The 13,417-nt window shown below is 71.9% G+C and carries 13 protein-coding genes; 1 reads left to right on the forward strand and 12 read right to left on the reverse strand.

The features are described from left to right. Positions 1 to 94 precede the first annotated feature (94 nt). Both ACIA5G_RS05820 and ACIA5G_RS05825 read right to left on the reverse strand, forming a co-directional pair. Complete coding sequence (locus ACIA5G_RS05820; RefSeq protein ID WP_395921042.1) at positions 95 to 2,404, reverse strand: DUF6779 domain-containing protein; 2,310 nt, start codon at positions 2,402 to 2,404, stop codon at positions 95 to 97. 68 nt (positions 2,405 to 2,472) lie between these two features. Beyond that, on the reverse strand, positions 2,473 to 2,934 hold the full coding sequence (locus ACIA5G_RS05825) for a DUF3180 domain-containing protein (RefSeq protein ID WP_395921043.1): 462 nt from the start codon (positions 2,932 to 2,934) through the stop codon (positions 2,473 to 2,475). A 61-nt stretch (positions 2,935 to 2,995) separates the two neighbouring features. On the opposite strand from ACIA5G_RS05825, the gene ACIA5G_RS05830 reads away from it, so the two are divergent. Then, a complete protein-coding gene (locus tag ACIA5G_RS05830) occupies positions 2,996 to 3,931 on the forward strand; it encodes a MerR family transcriptional regulator (RefSeq protein WP_395921901.1) in 936 nt (311 codons plus the stop codon). Positions 3,932 to 3,982: 51 nt separating this feature from the next. Here the strand turns inward: ACIA5G_RS05830 and folK are convergent, their stop codons facing one another. From folK to hpt, 10 genes are all read right to left on the reverse strand, one after another. Beyond that, a complete protein-coding gene (gene folK, locus ACIA5G_RS05835; RefSeq protein WP_395921044.1) occupies positions 3,983 to 4,474 on the reverse strand; it encodes a 2-amino-4-hydroxy-6-hydroxymethyldihydropteridine diphosphokinase in 492 nt (163 codons plus the stop codon). Continuing rightward, positions 4,471 to 4,830, reverse strand: a complete 360-nt coding sequence (gene folB / locus ACIA5G_RS05840) for a dihydroneopterin aldolase (RefSeq protein ID WP_395921045.1) — start codon at positions 4,828 to 4,830, stop codon at positions 4,471 to 4,473. Before folB ends, folK begins: the two co-directional genes overlap by 4 nt. Then, the gene (folP, locus tag ACIA5G_RS05845) at positions 4,823 to 5,629 is read right to left on the reverse strand and encodes a dihydropteroate synthase (protein ID WP_395921903.1); all 807 of its coding nucleotides are present in this window, start codon (positions 5,627 to 5,629) and stop codon (positions 4,823 to 4,825) included. Before folP ends, folB begins: the two co-directional genes overlap by 8 nt. Before the next feature lie 35 nt (positions 5,630 to 5,664). Continuing rightward, on the reverse strand, positions 5,665 to 6,285 hold the full coding sequence (gene folE, locus ACIA5G_RS05850) for a GTP cyclohydrolase I FolE (RefSeq protein ID WP_395921046.1): 621 nt from the start codon (positions 6,283 to 6,285) through the stop codon (positions 5,665 to 5,667). After that, a complete protein-coding gene (gene ftsH, locus ACIA5G_RS05855; protein WP_395921047.1) occupies positions 6,254 to 8,656 on the reverse strand; it encodes an ATP-dependent zinc metalloprotease FtsH in 2,403 nt (800 codons plus the stop codon). The genes folE and ftsH overlap by 32 nt, the downstream gene beginning before the upstream one ends. Before the next feature lie 202 nt (positions 8,657 to 8,858). Next, on the reverse strand, positions 8,859 to 9,674 hold the full coding sequence (locus tag ACIA5G_RS05860) for an ESX secretion-associated protein EspG (RefSeq protein WP_395921048.1): 816 nt from the start codon (positions 9,672 to 9,674) through the stop codon (positions 8,859 to 8,861). 393 nt (positions 9,675 to 10,067) lie between these two features. Further along, the gene (locus tag ACIA5G_RS05865; RefSeq protein ID WP_395921049.1) at positions 10,068 to 10,853 is read right to left on the reverse strand and encodes an ESX secretion-associated protein EspG; all 786 of its coding nucleotides are present in this window, start codon (positions 10,851 to 10,853) and stop codon (positions 10,068 to 10,070) included. 66 nt (positions 10,854 to 10,919) lie between these two features. Further along, positions 10,920 to 12,320 (reverse strand): hypothetical protein, encoded by a 1,401-nt coding sequence (locus ACIA5G_RS05870; RefSeq protein WP_395921050.1) that lies wholly within the window; start codon positions 12,318 to 12,320, stop codon positions 10,920 to 10,922. Positions 12,321 to 12,342: 22 nt separating this feature from the next. After that, positions 12,343 to 12,708, reverse strand: a complete 366-nt coding sequence (locus ACIA5G_RS05875) for a hypothetical protein (RefSeq protein WP_395921051.1) — start codon at positions 12,706 to 12,708, stop codon at positions 12,343 to 12,345. Positions 12,709 to 12,865: 157 nt separating this feature from the next. Then, positions 12,866 to 13,417, reverse strand: coding sequence for a hypoxanthine phosphoribosyltransferase (gene hpt / locus ACIA5G_RS05880; RefSeq protein WP_286001318.1), 552 nt, complete (start codon positions 13,415 to 13,417; stop codon positions 12,866 to 12,868).

Genomic DNA, 13,417 nt, shown 5'->3' on the forward strand with positions numbered 1-13,417 from the left:
CCCGCCGCCACCCTCAACGGAGGCGCCTCGCGCCGCAGTGCTGATTTAACGCACCGAAGGCCGCCTTGGGGCGCTTGGTCCTGGACCGGCGATCTCAGTCCTCGGCGCGGCGCCTGCGCCGCGGCGTCGAGCCCGTGCCGCCGTTCGCGGCCAGCAGCTCGCTGACCGAGCGGCCCGCGGTGTGCGAGCCACTGCCGGGGGCGGGCTCGGCGGAGCGGTGGCCGTTGCGGGCGCCGTGGCCGTTGGTGGCGCCGTTGTGCCCGTTGGCGCCGTGACCGTTGCCGTTGTGGCCGTTCGGCTCGAGGTCCGCCGGGTCGACCGGGGCCATGTTGCGGCGCGACATCGACGCCCGTTCGGCGACCATGCCTTCCCACGCCGGCGGTTCGCCGTCCGGACGACGGCGGCGGCCGCCACCCGACGGCTCCGGCGCGGGCGGCGGCACGGCGGGCATCTGCTGCGACTCGTCCGGCTTGCGGCGGCGCCCGCCGGACCGGCCCTGGAAGTTGCGCACCGACTCCGGCAGCGTCGGGTTCACCGTCGGCGGCTCCGGCTGGGCGGCCGCGGCCGGGGCGCGGTGCGAACCGCTGTGCGCACCACCACCGTGCCGGGACGGCTGCTGCTCGTCGAGGATCGGCGACATGTCGGCCCGCGAGAACTGCTCCAGCCGCGACGGACGGCGGCCGTCGGCGGCCGGGACCGGCGTGGTCGGCGGCACCACCGGGGGCAGGTTGGTGCGCGACGGCTGCGACGGGCCGTTGCTCGGCACCGGCGTTGTCGGCGGGACGACCGGGAGGTCGCTGCGCGAAGCCGTGGCGTCCCGCGGCATCGGCGGCTTGGCCGGCTTCGGCTCGGGCGGCTTCGGCCGGTTCGGCCGCTGCCGCTCGGCGAAGTCGTCGCGGTTCTGGAAGGCCGCGCTCAGGTCGGTCACCGGACGCAGGTCGGACCGGGACATCTCGGACGGCCGCGCGGGCGGCACGCCCGGACGGCCCGGCGCCGGCCGCGGCGGCTCGGGAGCCTTGCGCGGCTCGGGGCGCACGCCGTTCGGCTGACCGCCGACGCGGGGCAGGTCCGGCCGGGACATCTCGACGCGCGGGATGTCGGGGCGCGACATCTCCACGCGCGGGATGTCCGAACGCGACTGCTCGACCCGGGGAATGTCCGAACGCGACTGCTCGACCCGCGGGATGTCCGTACGCGACCGTTCGTTCCGCGGAATTTCGGCGCGTGACATGTCCACCCGCGGAATATCCGGACGCGACATCTCCACCCGCGGGATGTCGGGCCGCGACATCTCCACGCGGGGAATGTCCGGCCGCGACATCTCGACGCGCGGGATGTCGGGGCGCGACATCTCGGCGGGCCGCATCGCCGGCCGCGACAGCTCCGCCCGGCGGGCGGGCGGCGGCTCGGGACGGCGGATCTCCGTCTTCGGCTCCGGGCGGCGGATCTCGGTCTTGGGCTCGGCGGGGCGCGGCACCTGACGCGTCGGCTCGGCGGCAGCGGCGTCGGGACGGCGCTCCGGCTGCTTCGCGACTTCTTCCGGCTTCGGCAGGCGCATCGGCTGCGACTCGGCCTGGCGACGGGCCGCCTCGGCCCGCAGCTCGGCGGCCTTCAGCTCACGCTGCGCGGCGTTCAGGGCCGGGTCGACCTCCGGCACCGGCGGACGGCGTTCGCTCAGCGGCTTCGGCCGGGCGATCTGCTGGGTGCTCTGCGCGTTGACGTTCGCGGGAGCCTTCGGGGCCGGCTTGCCGCCGAAACCCTTGCCCTTGCCGAGGCCCTTGCCGTTCGCGGGCTTGCCGTTCGACGCCTTCCGGCGGCGCTCGTCGAGCACGCGGTCGATCAGCTCGGTCGGCCGCTCGCCTGATTCGGCGGGCTTCTTCCCGGCCATCAGCTGAGCCGGCCGCTTCTTCGGCGCACCGTCGGGGATCATGCGGTTGTCGTCGGAGACCTTGCGCATGCGGGTCGCCTGCGCGGTCAGCGCGACGCGTTCGAGCAGCACCTCACCGCCGAACAGCGACTGGAGGCTGTCGCGCAGCGCGGACACCTCGGCGCGCAGCGCCTCCAGCTCCTCGCGGCCGCGGGAGTCGGCCACCGTGCGGTTCTCCGCCTCCACCTCCAGCTCGTATTCACGCCGGGCCGCGATCTCGCGTTCCAGCTCCAGCTCGTACACAGCCTGCGCCTCGGAAACCGCGTCCTCGCTCTGTGCCGCGTGCTTGCGGTACTTCACGGCGAGGAAAGCGCCGATCAGGGCAGCCCAGAGGGCGGCGACGATACCGAGCCGGAGATACCGGAGATCGTCGCTGAGCACCAGTGCGAGGGTGGCTCCGATGGCGAGGACGAATCCGACGACGAGCCACGGCCTGCCCAGTAGGCGGCCGCGCGAGTCGTCACCCACGCCGGTCATGACTGACACCGTACCTGCTCGTAATCCGAACGAGACCTAGTCGGCCCGCGAGCGGTGGGATTCGAGCGCTAACCGGTCGTCCCGCGGGTGCGCTCACGCTCTTGGTCGCGCGGCGTCCGGCAGCAGTGTTCGAGCCACAAACCCGCTGCTACCAGGGCCGCAGCCGAAACGACGCCGACCACCGCGGCCCGGGTGTCGAGCACTGCCGCGACGAGTTCGTCACGTCGGGGAAAAAGGTAGGCGAGCGCGGCCAGCCAGGCGCCGCCCATGAACGCTCCGGCGAGTGACGAAGCCTTGGCGAGCGCCACCGATCGGGCGATCCCGATAGCGGCAACCACCCGCCCGTTCTTGATCCGCGACCGGATGGAGAAGGCCAGCACGGCCTCGATCACGGCCAGCACGGCGAAGGTGACGCCGGCGAGCAGGGGCAGCTGCGGCAGCGAGCCGTAGGCCACCTGGAAGAGCAGGTACCCGAGGACCAGGCCGAGCAGCCCGGCCACCACCAGGTCGCGAGGCCGGGTGAAGTGCATGTCCCAACCGTACCGTGCAAAGGTTGACTCTCCACCTACGGGAGAGTTCATCATGCGTCTTGTGGGCACCACCGCGACCTTCACCATCGGCGAGCTGGCCCGGCGGACCGGCCTGCCGGTCAAGACCATCCGCTTCTATTCGGACGAGGGCCTGCTGCCCCCGACCGAGCGGACGGACGCGGGCTACCGGCTCTACGACGCGGCGGCGATGGCCCGCCTGGAACTGGTCCGCACGCTGCGGGAGCTGGGTCTGGGCCTCGCCGACGTCTCCGCCGCCTTGACGCAGTCGGCAACGGTCGGCGAGCTGGCGACCCGGCACGTCGAGGCGCTGGACGAGCAGATCCGGCGGCTGCGGCTGCGCCGGGCGGTGCTGCGCGCGGTGGCCAAACGTGATTCCGAGCTGGAGGAAGTGAAGCTGATGAACCGTCTCGCGTCGATGTCCGACGAGGAGCGCAAGCGGCTGGTCGACGAGTTCTGGGACGAGATGGTCGAGGGGCTCGAGATCGATCCGCAGTTCTACGAGCGGATGCGCGCCGGCAAGCCGGAACTGCCGGACGACCCGTCGCCCGAGCAGCTGGAGGCGTGGATCGAGTTCGCCGAGCTCGTCCAGGACCCGGACTTCCGGGCCCTGATCCGCGGCATGAGCGAAACGCAGGCGGCGCAGCTCAAGGCCGGCGACTTCCACCCGCCGGCGGAGGCCTGGCAGCAGAACTGGCCGAGCTGGGTCGCCCGCGCGGAAGCGGCCCTGGAAGTCGGTGATTCGCCCACGTCGGAGGCGGGGCAAGCGCTTGCGGCCGAGGTCGCGGCGGCGACGGCCCGGCCGGACCAGGACCCGTCGTCGGCGGAGTTCCGCACCGAGATGGCGGACCGCTTCGCCACCAGCGGCGACCCGCGGGCCGAGCGCTACTGGCAGCTGCTGGCGATCATCAACGGCTGGCCACCGGTGCCGACGGCGCAGCCCGCGGTGCGGTTCATGATCGAAGCGCTGCGCGGCTGACCGCTCCCGCGCCGCAGCTCGGCGATCCGTGGGCCGTCAGGGGTTGACGGCTCAGCCGAGTGCGAGATCCGTCCGGCGGACGGTCGCGACCTCGTCCGCCGGCCGGGCGGCGAGCAAGGCGGCGATCGGGCCGTGGCCCGGCAGCACCGCGGCCGGCTCGATCTCGGCCCACGGCACCAGCACGCTCGCGCGGTCCGGGGTTCCCGGGTGCGGGAGGAGCAGCTCCGGGTCGTCGGACGTCACGCCGTCGACCGTGACCACGTCGACGTCCAGGGTCCGCGGGCCCCAGCGCAGCTCGCGGACTCGGCCGGCCGCCTGCTCGGCGGCCTGCCCGGTGCGCAGCCACGCCCAGTGGTCGCGGGCCGGGTCGTCGACAACGCAGATCGCGTTCAGGAAATCCGGCTGGTCCTCGACGCCCCACGCCTTCGTCTCGTACACGCTCGACACCGCGACCAGCGCCGGCCGCACCGCGTCGAGCGCCAGCTTCAGGAAGCCGAGGCGGTCACCGAGGTTGGAGCCCAGCGAGAGAACCGCGCGGCTCATCGGTCACGCCGGACGGTGACCGCGACGTCGTCGAACGTCAGCGGGATCGGGGCCGACGGCTTGTGCACCGTCACCTCCACCGCGCCGAGCCGCTCGTCCCGCAGCACCTCGTCGGCGATCTTGCCCGCGACACTCTCGATGAGGTCGTACGGCTCACCCGCGACGATCCCCGCCGCCAGCTCGGCCAGCTCGCCGTAGTGCAGGGTCTTCGTCAGGTCGTCCGACGCGGCGGCCGGACCGAGGTCGAGCCACACCGTGATGTCGACGACGAACTCCTGGCCGTCCCGCTTCTCGTGCTCGAACACACCGTGGCGACCGAAAACCCGCAGGCCGGTCAACGTGAGCCGGTCAGACATCCGGCGAACCCTTCCACCACGCGGCGGCCACCGCGACCGCGTCCAGCGACGCCCCGACCTCGTGCACCCGCACCCCCCACGCGCCCGCGGCCGCGGCCAGCGCGGAGATCGCCGCGGTGGCGTCCTCACGACCGTCCGGGGGCCGCGGCGTGCCGTCCTTTTCGGACAGCAGACGCCCGAGGAACCGCTTGCGCGACGCCCCGACGAGCACCGGGAAACCGAGGGAAAGCAGCGAGTCCAGCCCGCGCAGCAACGCCCAGTCGTGCTCCGCGTTCTTCGCAAAACCGAGCCCGGGGTCCAGCACGATGGCGCTCTCGGCCACCCCGGCCGCGAGCGCGTCGTCCACCCGGGACAGGAGTTCCGACCGGACGTCGGCCACCACGTCTTCGTACTTCGCGAGGGCCTGCATGTCACTGCTGTGCCCGCGCCAGTGCATCAGCACCCACGGCACACCGGAGCCGGCCGCGACCCGGGCCATGTCCGGATCGGCCAGCCCGCCCGAGACGTCGTTGATGACCTGGGCCCCGGCGTCGAGCGCGGCCGACGCGACGGCCGCACGCGTGGTGTCGACCGACAGCGCAACGCCTTCGCCGGCGAGCGTCCGGATCACCGGCAGGATGCGCGCCAGCTCCGTCTCGGCGTCCACCCGGGACGCACCCGGCCGCGTCGACTCACCACCGACGTCGATCAGGTCGGCGCCGCGCGCCCACATCGCGCGGGCGTGCTCCAGCGCCTGGTCGAGCCCGAGGTACCGGCCACCGTCCGAAAAGGAATCCGGCGTCACGTTCAGCACGCCCATCACGACGCACCGCCCGGGAGCCGGCAGCCCTGCACTCACCGGCGCGCCCTGATCAGGTCGAGCGCCTCCGCCCGGGACGACGCGGAGTTCTTCAGCTGCCCCCGCACGGCGGAGGTGGTCGTGCGCGCACCCGGCTTCCGGATGCCGCGCATGGCCATGCAGAGGTGCTCGGCCTCGATCACGACGATCACCCCGCGCGGTTCGAGCTTCCGCACGATGGCGTCGGCCACCTGCGAGGTGAGCCGCTCCTGCACCTGGGGACGCTTGGCGTAGAGGTCGACCAGGCGGGCGAGCTTGGAGAGCCCGGTGACCTTCCCGGCGGCGTTCGGGATGTACCCGACGTGCGCGACGCCGTGGAAGGGGACGAGGTGGTGTTCACACTGGCTGAACATCGGGATGTCCGTGACCAGCACCAGCTCTTCGTGCGACTCGTCGAACGTGCGGTCCAGCACCGAGTCCGGCTCGGTGTAGAGCCCGGCGAACATCTCGTGGTAGGCGCGGGCCACCCGGGCGGGGGTCTCCTTGAGACCGTCCCGCTCCGGGTCTTCGCCGCAGGCCAGGAGAAGCTCGCGGATCGCCTTCTCCGCCCGGTCCTGGTCGAAGACCGGGCGGTCGCCGGCGTCGCTACTTGGGCTTCTCTGGTCCGTCCACGTCACGACGTTCCCCCTCGCTCTGCTGGTTGCCGGCTTGGTCGGCGAACCAGCCGTGCTCGCGAGGGCGTTCGTCACCACCGGGCCGCCACGACTGGCCCGGCTGACCGCCCGGCGAGGTCGCGGGCGTCCAGCCCGGAGGGGCACCGTAGTTCGGCGGGCCGCTCTGGCCCGACGGACCACCCGGCTGCTGGCCGCTGTAGTTCTGCGGCCAGTGCGCCGAGCCGTTGGGGCCACCGTTCTGGCCGCCGCCGTAAGGACGGCCGCCGTTCGGGTAGGCGCCCGGCTGCGGCGGGGCGTACGGGTTGGCGTTCGGGTCCGCCGGCGCCGGGTACGGCGGTCCGCCGGGCAGGTCGCCCGCACCCTGGGCGGTGCCGACCGGGGTCGGCTCCGGCTTCAGGACCGGCTTCTCCTTCTCCGGCGGGGGCCACGGCTCGCCGCGCTCCATCGCCAGCTCGCCCGGGGTCTTGATCGGCGGCTTGTCCGACGGCGTCCGCTCACCGAACTCGTTGAACACGGTGATGTGCGGGCGCTTCTCGACCGTCGCGAAGATCCGCTCCAGGTCCTTGCGGGTCAGCGTCTCCTTCTCGAGGAGCTCGATGACCAGCTCGTCGAGCACGTCGCGGTAGGTGTTGAGCACGTGCCACGCCTCGGTGTGCGCCGTCTCGATGAGCTTGCGCACCTCCTCGTCGATCTCGTGCGCCACCTCGAGCGAATAGTCCGCCTGCCGGCCGGCCGAGCGGCCGAGGAACGGGTCACCCTGCTCCTGGCCGTACTTGACCGCGCCGAGCCGGGCGCTCATGCCGTACTCGGTGACCATCGCGCGGGCGATCTTCGTCGCCTGCTCGATGTCCGAGGACGCGCCGGTGGTGGGCTCGTGGAAGACGAGCTCCTCCGCCGTGCGGCCACCCATCGCGAAGACCAGCCGCCCGATCATCTCGGAGCGGGTCATCAGGTCCTTGTCGTCCTCGGGGACGAGCAGGGCGTGCCCGCCCGTCCGGCCGCGCGGCAGGATCGTCAGCTTGTAGACCGGTTCGATGTCCGGCATCGCCCACGCGGCGAGCGCGTGCCCGCCCTCGTGGTAGGCCGTGATCTTCTTCTCCTTCTCGGAGATGATCCGGCTCTTGCGGGCGGGGCCGCCGACCACGCGGTCGACCGACTCCTCCAGCTCGACGTCGCTGATCACGTGCCCGTTCTTGCGGGCGGTGAGCAGCGCGGCCTCGTTCAGCACGTTCGCCAGGTCGGCGCCGGACATGCCGACGGTCCGCTTGGCCAGGCTGGTGAGGTCGGTGCCCTGGGCGATCGGCTTGCCCTTGGCGTGCACCTCGAGGATCGCCTTGCGCCCACGCAGGTCCGGCGCGGACACCGGGATCTGCCGGTCGAAGCGGCCCGGGCGCAGCAGCGCCGGGTCCAGGATGTCGGGCCGGTTAGTCGCCGCGATCAGGATGATGCCGCCGCGGGCGTCGAAGCCGTCCATCTCGACGAGCAGCTGGTTCAGCGTCTGCTCGCGCTCGTCGTGCCCGCCGCCGAGGCCGGCGCCGCGCTGGCGGCCGACCGCGTCGATCTCGTCGACGAAGATGATGCACGGCGCGTTCTGCTTGGCCTGTTCGAACAGGTCACGGACACGCGAGGCGCCGACACCGACGAACATCTCGACGAAGTCCGAGCCGGAGATCGTGTAGAACGGCACGCCCGCCTCACCGGCGACGGCTCGTGCGAGCAGCGTCTTACCGGTACCGGGCGGCCCGTAGAGCAGGACGCCCTTCGGGATCTTCGCGCCGAGCGCCTGATATCGCGCCGGGTTCTGCAGGAAGTCCTTGATCTCGTACAGCTCTTCGACGGCCTCGTCGGCACCCGCGACGTCCCCGAAGGTCGTCTTGGGCATGTCCTTGTTCAGCTGCTTGGCCTTGGACTTGCCGAAGTTGAGGACGCGGTTGCCGCCGCCCTGCGCGTTGTTCATCATCCACATCAGCAGGCCCAGCACGAGGGCGAGCGGGATGGCGAAGATGAGGATCTGCGTCAGCACGCCCTGCTGGGTGACCTTGGTGGTGAACTTGACCCCGGCGTCACCGCTCTTCGCGGCCAGCAGCTTGTCGTAGATCTCAAGCGACGCGTTGGCCGGGTACTGCGCGATGATCTGGGTGGTCTGCTGCCCGTCGACGTCGATCGGCTTCGAGAGGAGCAGCTTGACCTGCTGTTCCTTGTCCTCGAGGCTCGCTTCCTTGACGTTGTTCGTGGTGATCTGGGAGTTCGCCACCGAGATGGGTGCCTGGGTGTACCCACGATCACTGTCGAAGATCGTGTTGTACGCGAACAACGCCAGCAACCCCGCGACGATCCACAGCAGTGGGTTCCTGAGCACGCTCTTCCGGTTCATACGACTCGGCCCTGGTGGCCTCGACCCTCCCTGGTTGGGCGGCTCCTGTGATACCCGCCATCACGATCTTGACAACCCGTGGTGCCTGGACACCCGTCCCATCAGGGTACCGTCCGCTGCCGCGTTCATCCCCTGTGAGCCTCTCGCAGGTCAACGGGCGATACCGCGTCCGGGTTCCCGTTCGGCCTACACCCTCGTCACGCTATCGCGTGCCGTCCGACACACTGCTCACCATCTCGCCCAGCCTGGTCCGCAGTGTCTTCGGGTCCGCGGGCGCCACGGTGACCCACTCGCGACCGTCCGTACCAGCGCGGGAGAGGCTCAGGTAGCGCCCGGTGGCGGTGTCGAACCAGGCCAGGACCCTGGACCGTTGTTTGGCCCCGACCTGCGAACGGCTGTTCGCTGCCAGCTGACCGCCCCGCATCCGCGGCTGCCCGGCGATGCGGCCGTAAGCCTCGCGCGGGTCGACCGTGGCCCGTTCGCTCAGCGGCGTCCGGCGCGCCCGGCCTTTTTCTTCACCCGGGTTCGCCGGGAGGGACACGGGCACCCGGATCGGCGCGGTGCGCAGCGCGTCGTCCAGCGGGAGTGTGACCGACGCCTCGCTGCCGCGCGGGCCGGCGGGCAGCACCCCGACGACGGCGGAGACCAGGCCGTCCGGCGGGACGTCCCGCAGCCAGATGCCGTCGGCGTCCTGAACTGCGAAAACACCCTTGGTGTTGTCGGCCGCCGCGAGCACACCGATCGTCGGCGCCTCGAACTGCGGGATGTGCAGCGCGTCGATCGTCAGCGGCGCGAAGGCCAGCAGGTGCAGGGCGTCTTCGATCGGCGGCGCGAGCCGGCCGCGCGGGTCCCGGATGCCACGGGCCTTCAGCTCGGCGTCGGTGCGGTGGCGCAGCGAAACGCGCTCATCCTCGGTCGCGCCGTGCGACCGGACCAGCAGCGGGTACGGCAGCTCCCCGACCTGCGCCGACTCCCAGAGGAAGTCGAACACCAGTGGCGAGAAGAACTCTTGCATCACTACTCTCCCGGATCGGATTCTTGCTCAGCGTAGCCCGCACCACCGACAAAACGGGACGGTTCCCGGTCGCCGGTTCGGCACGTTCGAAGAAGCCGGAGCCCGATCTTGGCAGAGGTGGCGGGGGTGCGGGCGGGCGCGGGTCCGGAGCGCGGACGGGTGATGCCGTGAGGGGCACCTTCATGGACATAACGGCCGTGAAGGTGCCCCTCACGGCAGTCGCCCGGCTCGGGAAGCCGCGCCGGAGTTCGCTGCCGGCGAGACGGCCCGGCTTGCGCCGAGGGCGACTTTGTCGCACGTGATGCGAGGAAAGCGCCCTTCAGCTCGCGCCGACCGGTAACCGCGGCAGAAGCCGGGCGGGCCGCCGCCCGGCTCGGGAAGCCGCGGCGAAAGCGCTCAGACCGTGCTGGTCGTAGCCGCTCCCGCGAGCATCTCGCCAAGACGATGCCGCAATGTGGCCGCGTCCGCCGGGGCGATCGTGATCCAGTCGCGGCCGTCGCGGCCCTGGGTGGCCTGGGTGAAGTAGCGGCCCGACTCGGTGTCGAACCAGCTCAGCACCGGGGTGCGGGTGCGGGCGCCCATGCGGGAGCGGGCGTTCGCCGCGATCTGGCCGCCGCGCAGGCGGGGCTGGGCGTGCAGGCGGGCCAGTGCCTTGCGGTCGTCGTCCGCGCCGGCGCGCTCTTCGCCGTTGCTGCGGCGCTGCAGGAAGTCGACGCCGTGGGCGCCGACGAGCTGCTCCAGGGGCACCGTGATCGACTTCTCGCTGCCGCGCGGGGCGCCCGGCAACAGCGAGACGATCGCGCTCGCGAGGCCGTCCGCCGGGCACGGCTGCAGGTGCAGGCCGCGGGTGTCCTGCACGGCCAGCAGGCCCAGGCCGCCGAGCACGCCGGCCACCGCGAGCAGCGGCTCGGCGTCCGGGGCGATCAGCTGGACCGCGTCCAGGCTCAGCTCGGGGGTGGCCAGCACCCCGAAGTAGTCCTCGACGTGCGGTTCCGGGCGGCCGCGGCCGTCGGCGAGCCCGCGGGCGGCGAGCCCCTCCAACGTGCGCTGACGCAGCAGGGACCGCTCGTCGACGGTCTCGCCGTGCGACCGGACGCGCAGCGGGTACGGCAGCTCGCCCAGCCCGGCGGACTCCCACAGGAAATCCACCTCGACCGGGGTGAGCAGCTCGGCGTTCGGCACAGGGCCACCCCCCAGAAAGGACCCGGAAAAAGAGCCGGGCGCGCACCCTGCGCGCCCGGCTGTGGATCAGCGGTTTTCGTCGTCCTCGGACCACGCGCCGATGACCGGCGGCGGGGTCGCCTGGTTCGCGCCGAACGCCTCGTCCGGGTCCGCCTCGATGAGGAACGACGCGTGCGTGTGCTCCTCGTCCTGCTCGCCCTGGGCGCCGTGCGGGGCCATTCCGCCGCCCATGCCGGCCGGGTTCATCGGCGGCGGCGTCTGCCCGCCGATGGTGCCCGCCGACGAAACGAGACCCTGCTGCGGCGCCTGCGCCGAAGCAGCGCTCTGGCCCTGGCCTTCGGCCGACGCCAGGCTCGTCTCGTTCTCGGCCTTCGAGCCGGACCGGTTGCCCTTGCCCAGCGCGCGGGACGCCAGCGCGCCGAGACCGCCGGCGGCGCCGCCGATGCCGAGGCCCATGCCGATCTTGCTGAGCGGGTTGCTGCCGCCGCCCTGCCCGCCGCCCGGGGCGACGTGGCCCGCGCCGGTGGTGGTGCCCGCACCCGCGCCCGGGGCCGAGCCGCCGGGTGCGTCGCTGCCGAGCGTGGCCGCCGCGTCCTGGCCGAAGCCCGCGGCGCCGTGGCCCGAGTTCGCGCCGAAGCCGGCGTGCTGCGCGTCGAACGCGCCGCCGTGCCCGCCGAAGCCCGTGCCGCTGGAGGCGAAGACCGCGTTGCCCGGGCCGGACAGGCCCTGGACCGGGCCGGTGTTGCCGACGCTGCTGATGCCGTTGAACGAGATCGAGTTGTGCGATCCCGTCGGCTTCATGCCCAGCGACTCCGGGCCGAAGCTCGGGGTCGAGTTGTCGACCTCGGCCATCGACTTGGTGTAGGCGTTGAAGAACGCGACCTGCTGCGCCTTGACGTCGTTGGCCGCGTCCGCCTGCGCCTTCTGGTCGGCGATCAGCGCCGCCGGGCCACCGGCCAGCGCGGCCGCCATCGACTGCTTGGGGTCGTAGTCACGGGGGGCCGGCATCTTCTTGACCTCGGCGGCCGCCGCGGCCTGCCGGGCGAGCCGGTCGGACATCGTGTGCGCGGCTTCGGAGGCTTGCGAACCGGAGTTGGCGATCGCCACCAGCGCGCCCTGGGCGCCCGCGGCACCCCGGCCGACCCAGGCGTTGCCCAGCTCGGAGATCGCGTTGTACAGGTGGTCCGACGCCTGCTTCAGCTCGGTGCCGTGGTGCGACCAGGCCTGCCCGGTCGCCTCGGCCGTGCCGGGGTCGTTGTTGTTGACCGCGCCGTCGTACAGCTGCTGGCTCGCCTGCGCGTTCCAGTTCGGCGGGTTGGCGATCGCCCGGTCGCTGCCCATGTCGAAGCCGCCGGCGCTGCCGCGGGCGTTGTCGACGATGTTCTGCGACGCCGAGTTGTCGCCGAGCGGGACCAGCGAGCCCGGGTCAGTGGTGGTCGACGGCTGGTCGCTGTGGTTCGGAGCCATGATTTCGAGTCCCCCTCTGGGCTCAGGCGTTGCGGAACGGGTCGGCCGCGGCCTGGTCGATCTCGTGGTACCGGGACATCGCCGTGACGATGCCCTCCTCGGCGGCGGAGTACTGGTCGAGCAAGTTCTGCAGGGCGGCGGCGTAGGAGTCGCCCCCGCCGTCCGCGCGCTGGACGAACTTGGCCGCCATCGCGTTGCCGACCGGGTTGTCCCCGAGCTTCGGCGGCTGGGCGAGCGTGCCCGAGCCGCTGAGCAGGGCTTCCACGGCGTCCTTGCCGGTGCGGATCTTGTTCAGCACGGTCTGCGCGGCGTCAGGGTCGATCCCGACCTGACCCGCGGCGGCTGCGGCCTTGAAGGCGTTCGCGTCGGCAGCGCTGCTGTTCCCCATCTGAGCTCTCTCCCGTTCCCCCGACCCGGTCACCGCGGGCACGAATGGTCTTCGCATAGGTTAACGCACGTGATCAGAGCCTATGACGCAATCCGCGAAGCCGGGGTTCCGCGGATCCGGTAGTTGCGGTGAACGGTCGGTGAAATCCGCCGGTGCACTACGCGGTGTAGACCTTCGGGTCCAGTGTGCCGATGTAGGGCAGGTCCCGGTAGCGCTCGGCGTAGTCGAGGCCGTAACCGACGACGAACTCGTTGGGGATGTCGAAGCCGATGTACTTCACCGGGACGTCCACCTTCACCGCCTCCGGCTTGCGGAGCAGCGAAACGACCTCGAGCGACGCGGGGTTGCGGCTGGCGAGGTTCTTCAGCAGCCACGAAAGCGTCAGGCCGGAGTCGACGATGTCCTCGACGATCAGCACGTCCCGGCCGGCGATGTCGCGGTCGAGGTCCTTGAGGATCCGCACGACGCCGGACGACGACGTCGACGAGCCGTAGGAGGAGACGGCCATGAATTCCAGCTGCGTCGGCAGCGGCAGCGCACGGGCGAAGTCGGTCATGAACATGACCGCGCCCTTCAGGACACCCACCAGCAGGAGTTCACCCTGCCCGTTGGCCGGATAGTCGGCGGCGATCTGCGCCGACAGCTCCGTGATCTTGTCCTGGATCTGCTGCTCGGTGACGAGCACGGAGGCGATTTCGCCCTCGTACAC

Origin of the sequence: Amycolatopsis sp. NPDC051758 (assembly GCF_044453095.1) — a bacterium.
Classification (GTDB): Bacteria; Actinomycetota; Actinomycetes; order Mycobacteriales; family Pseudonocardiaceae; genus Amycolatopsis.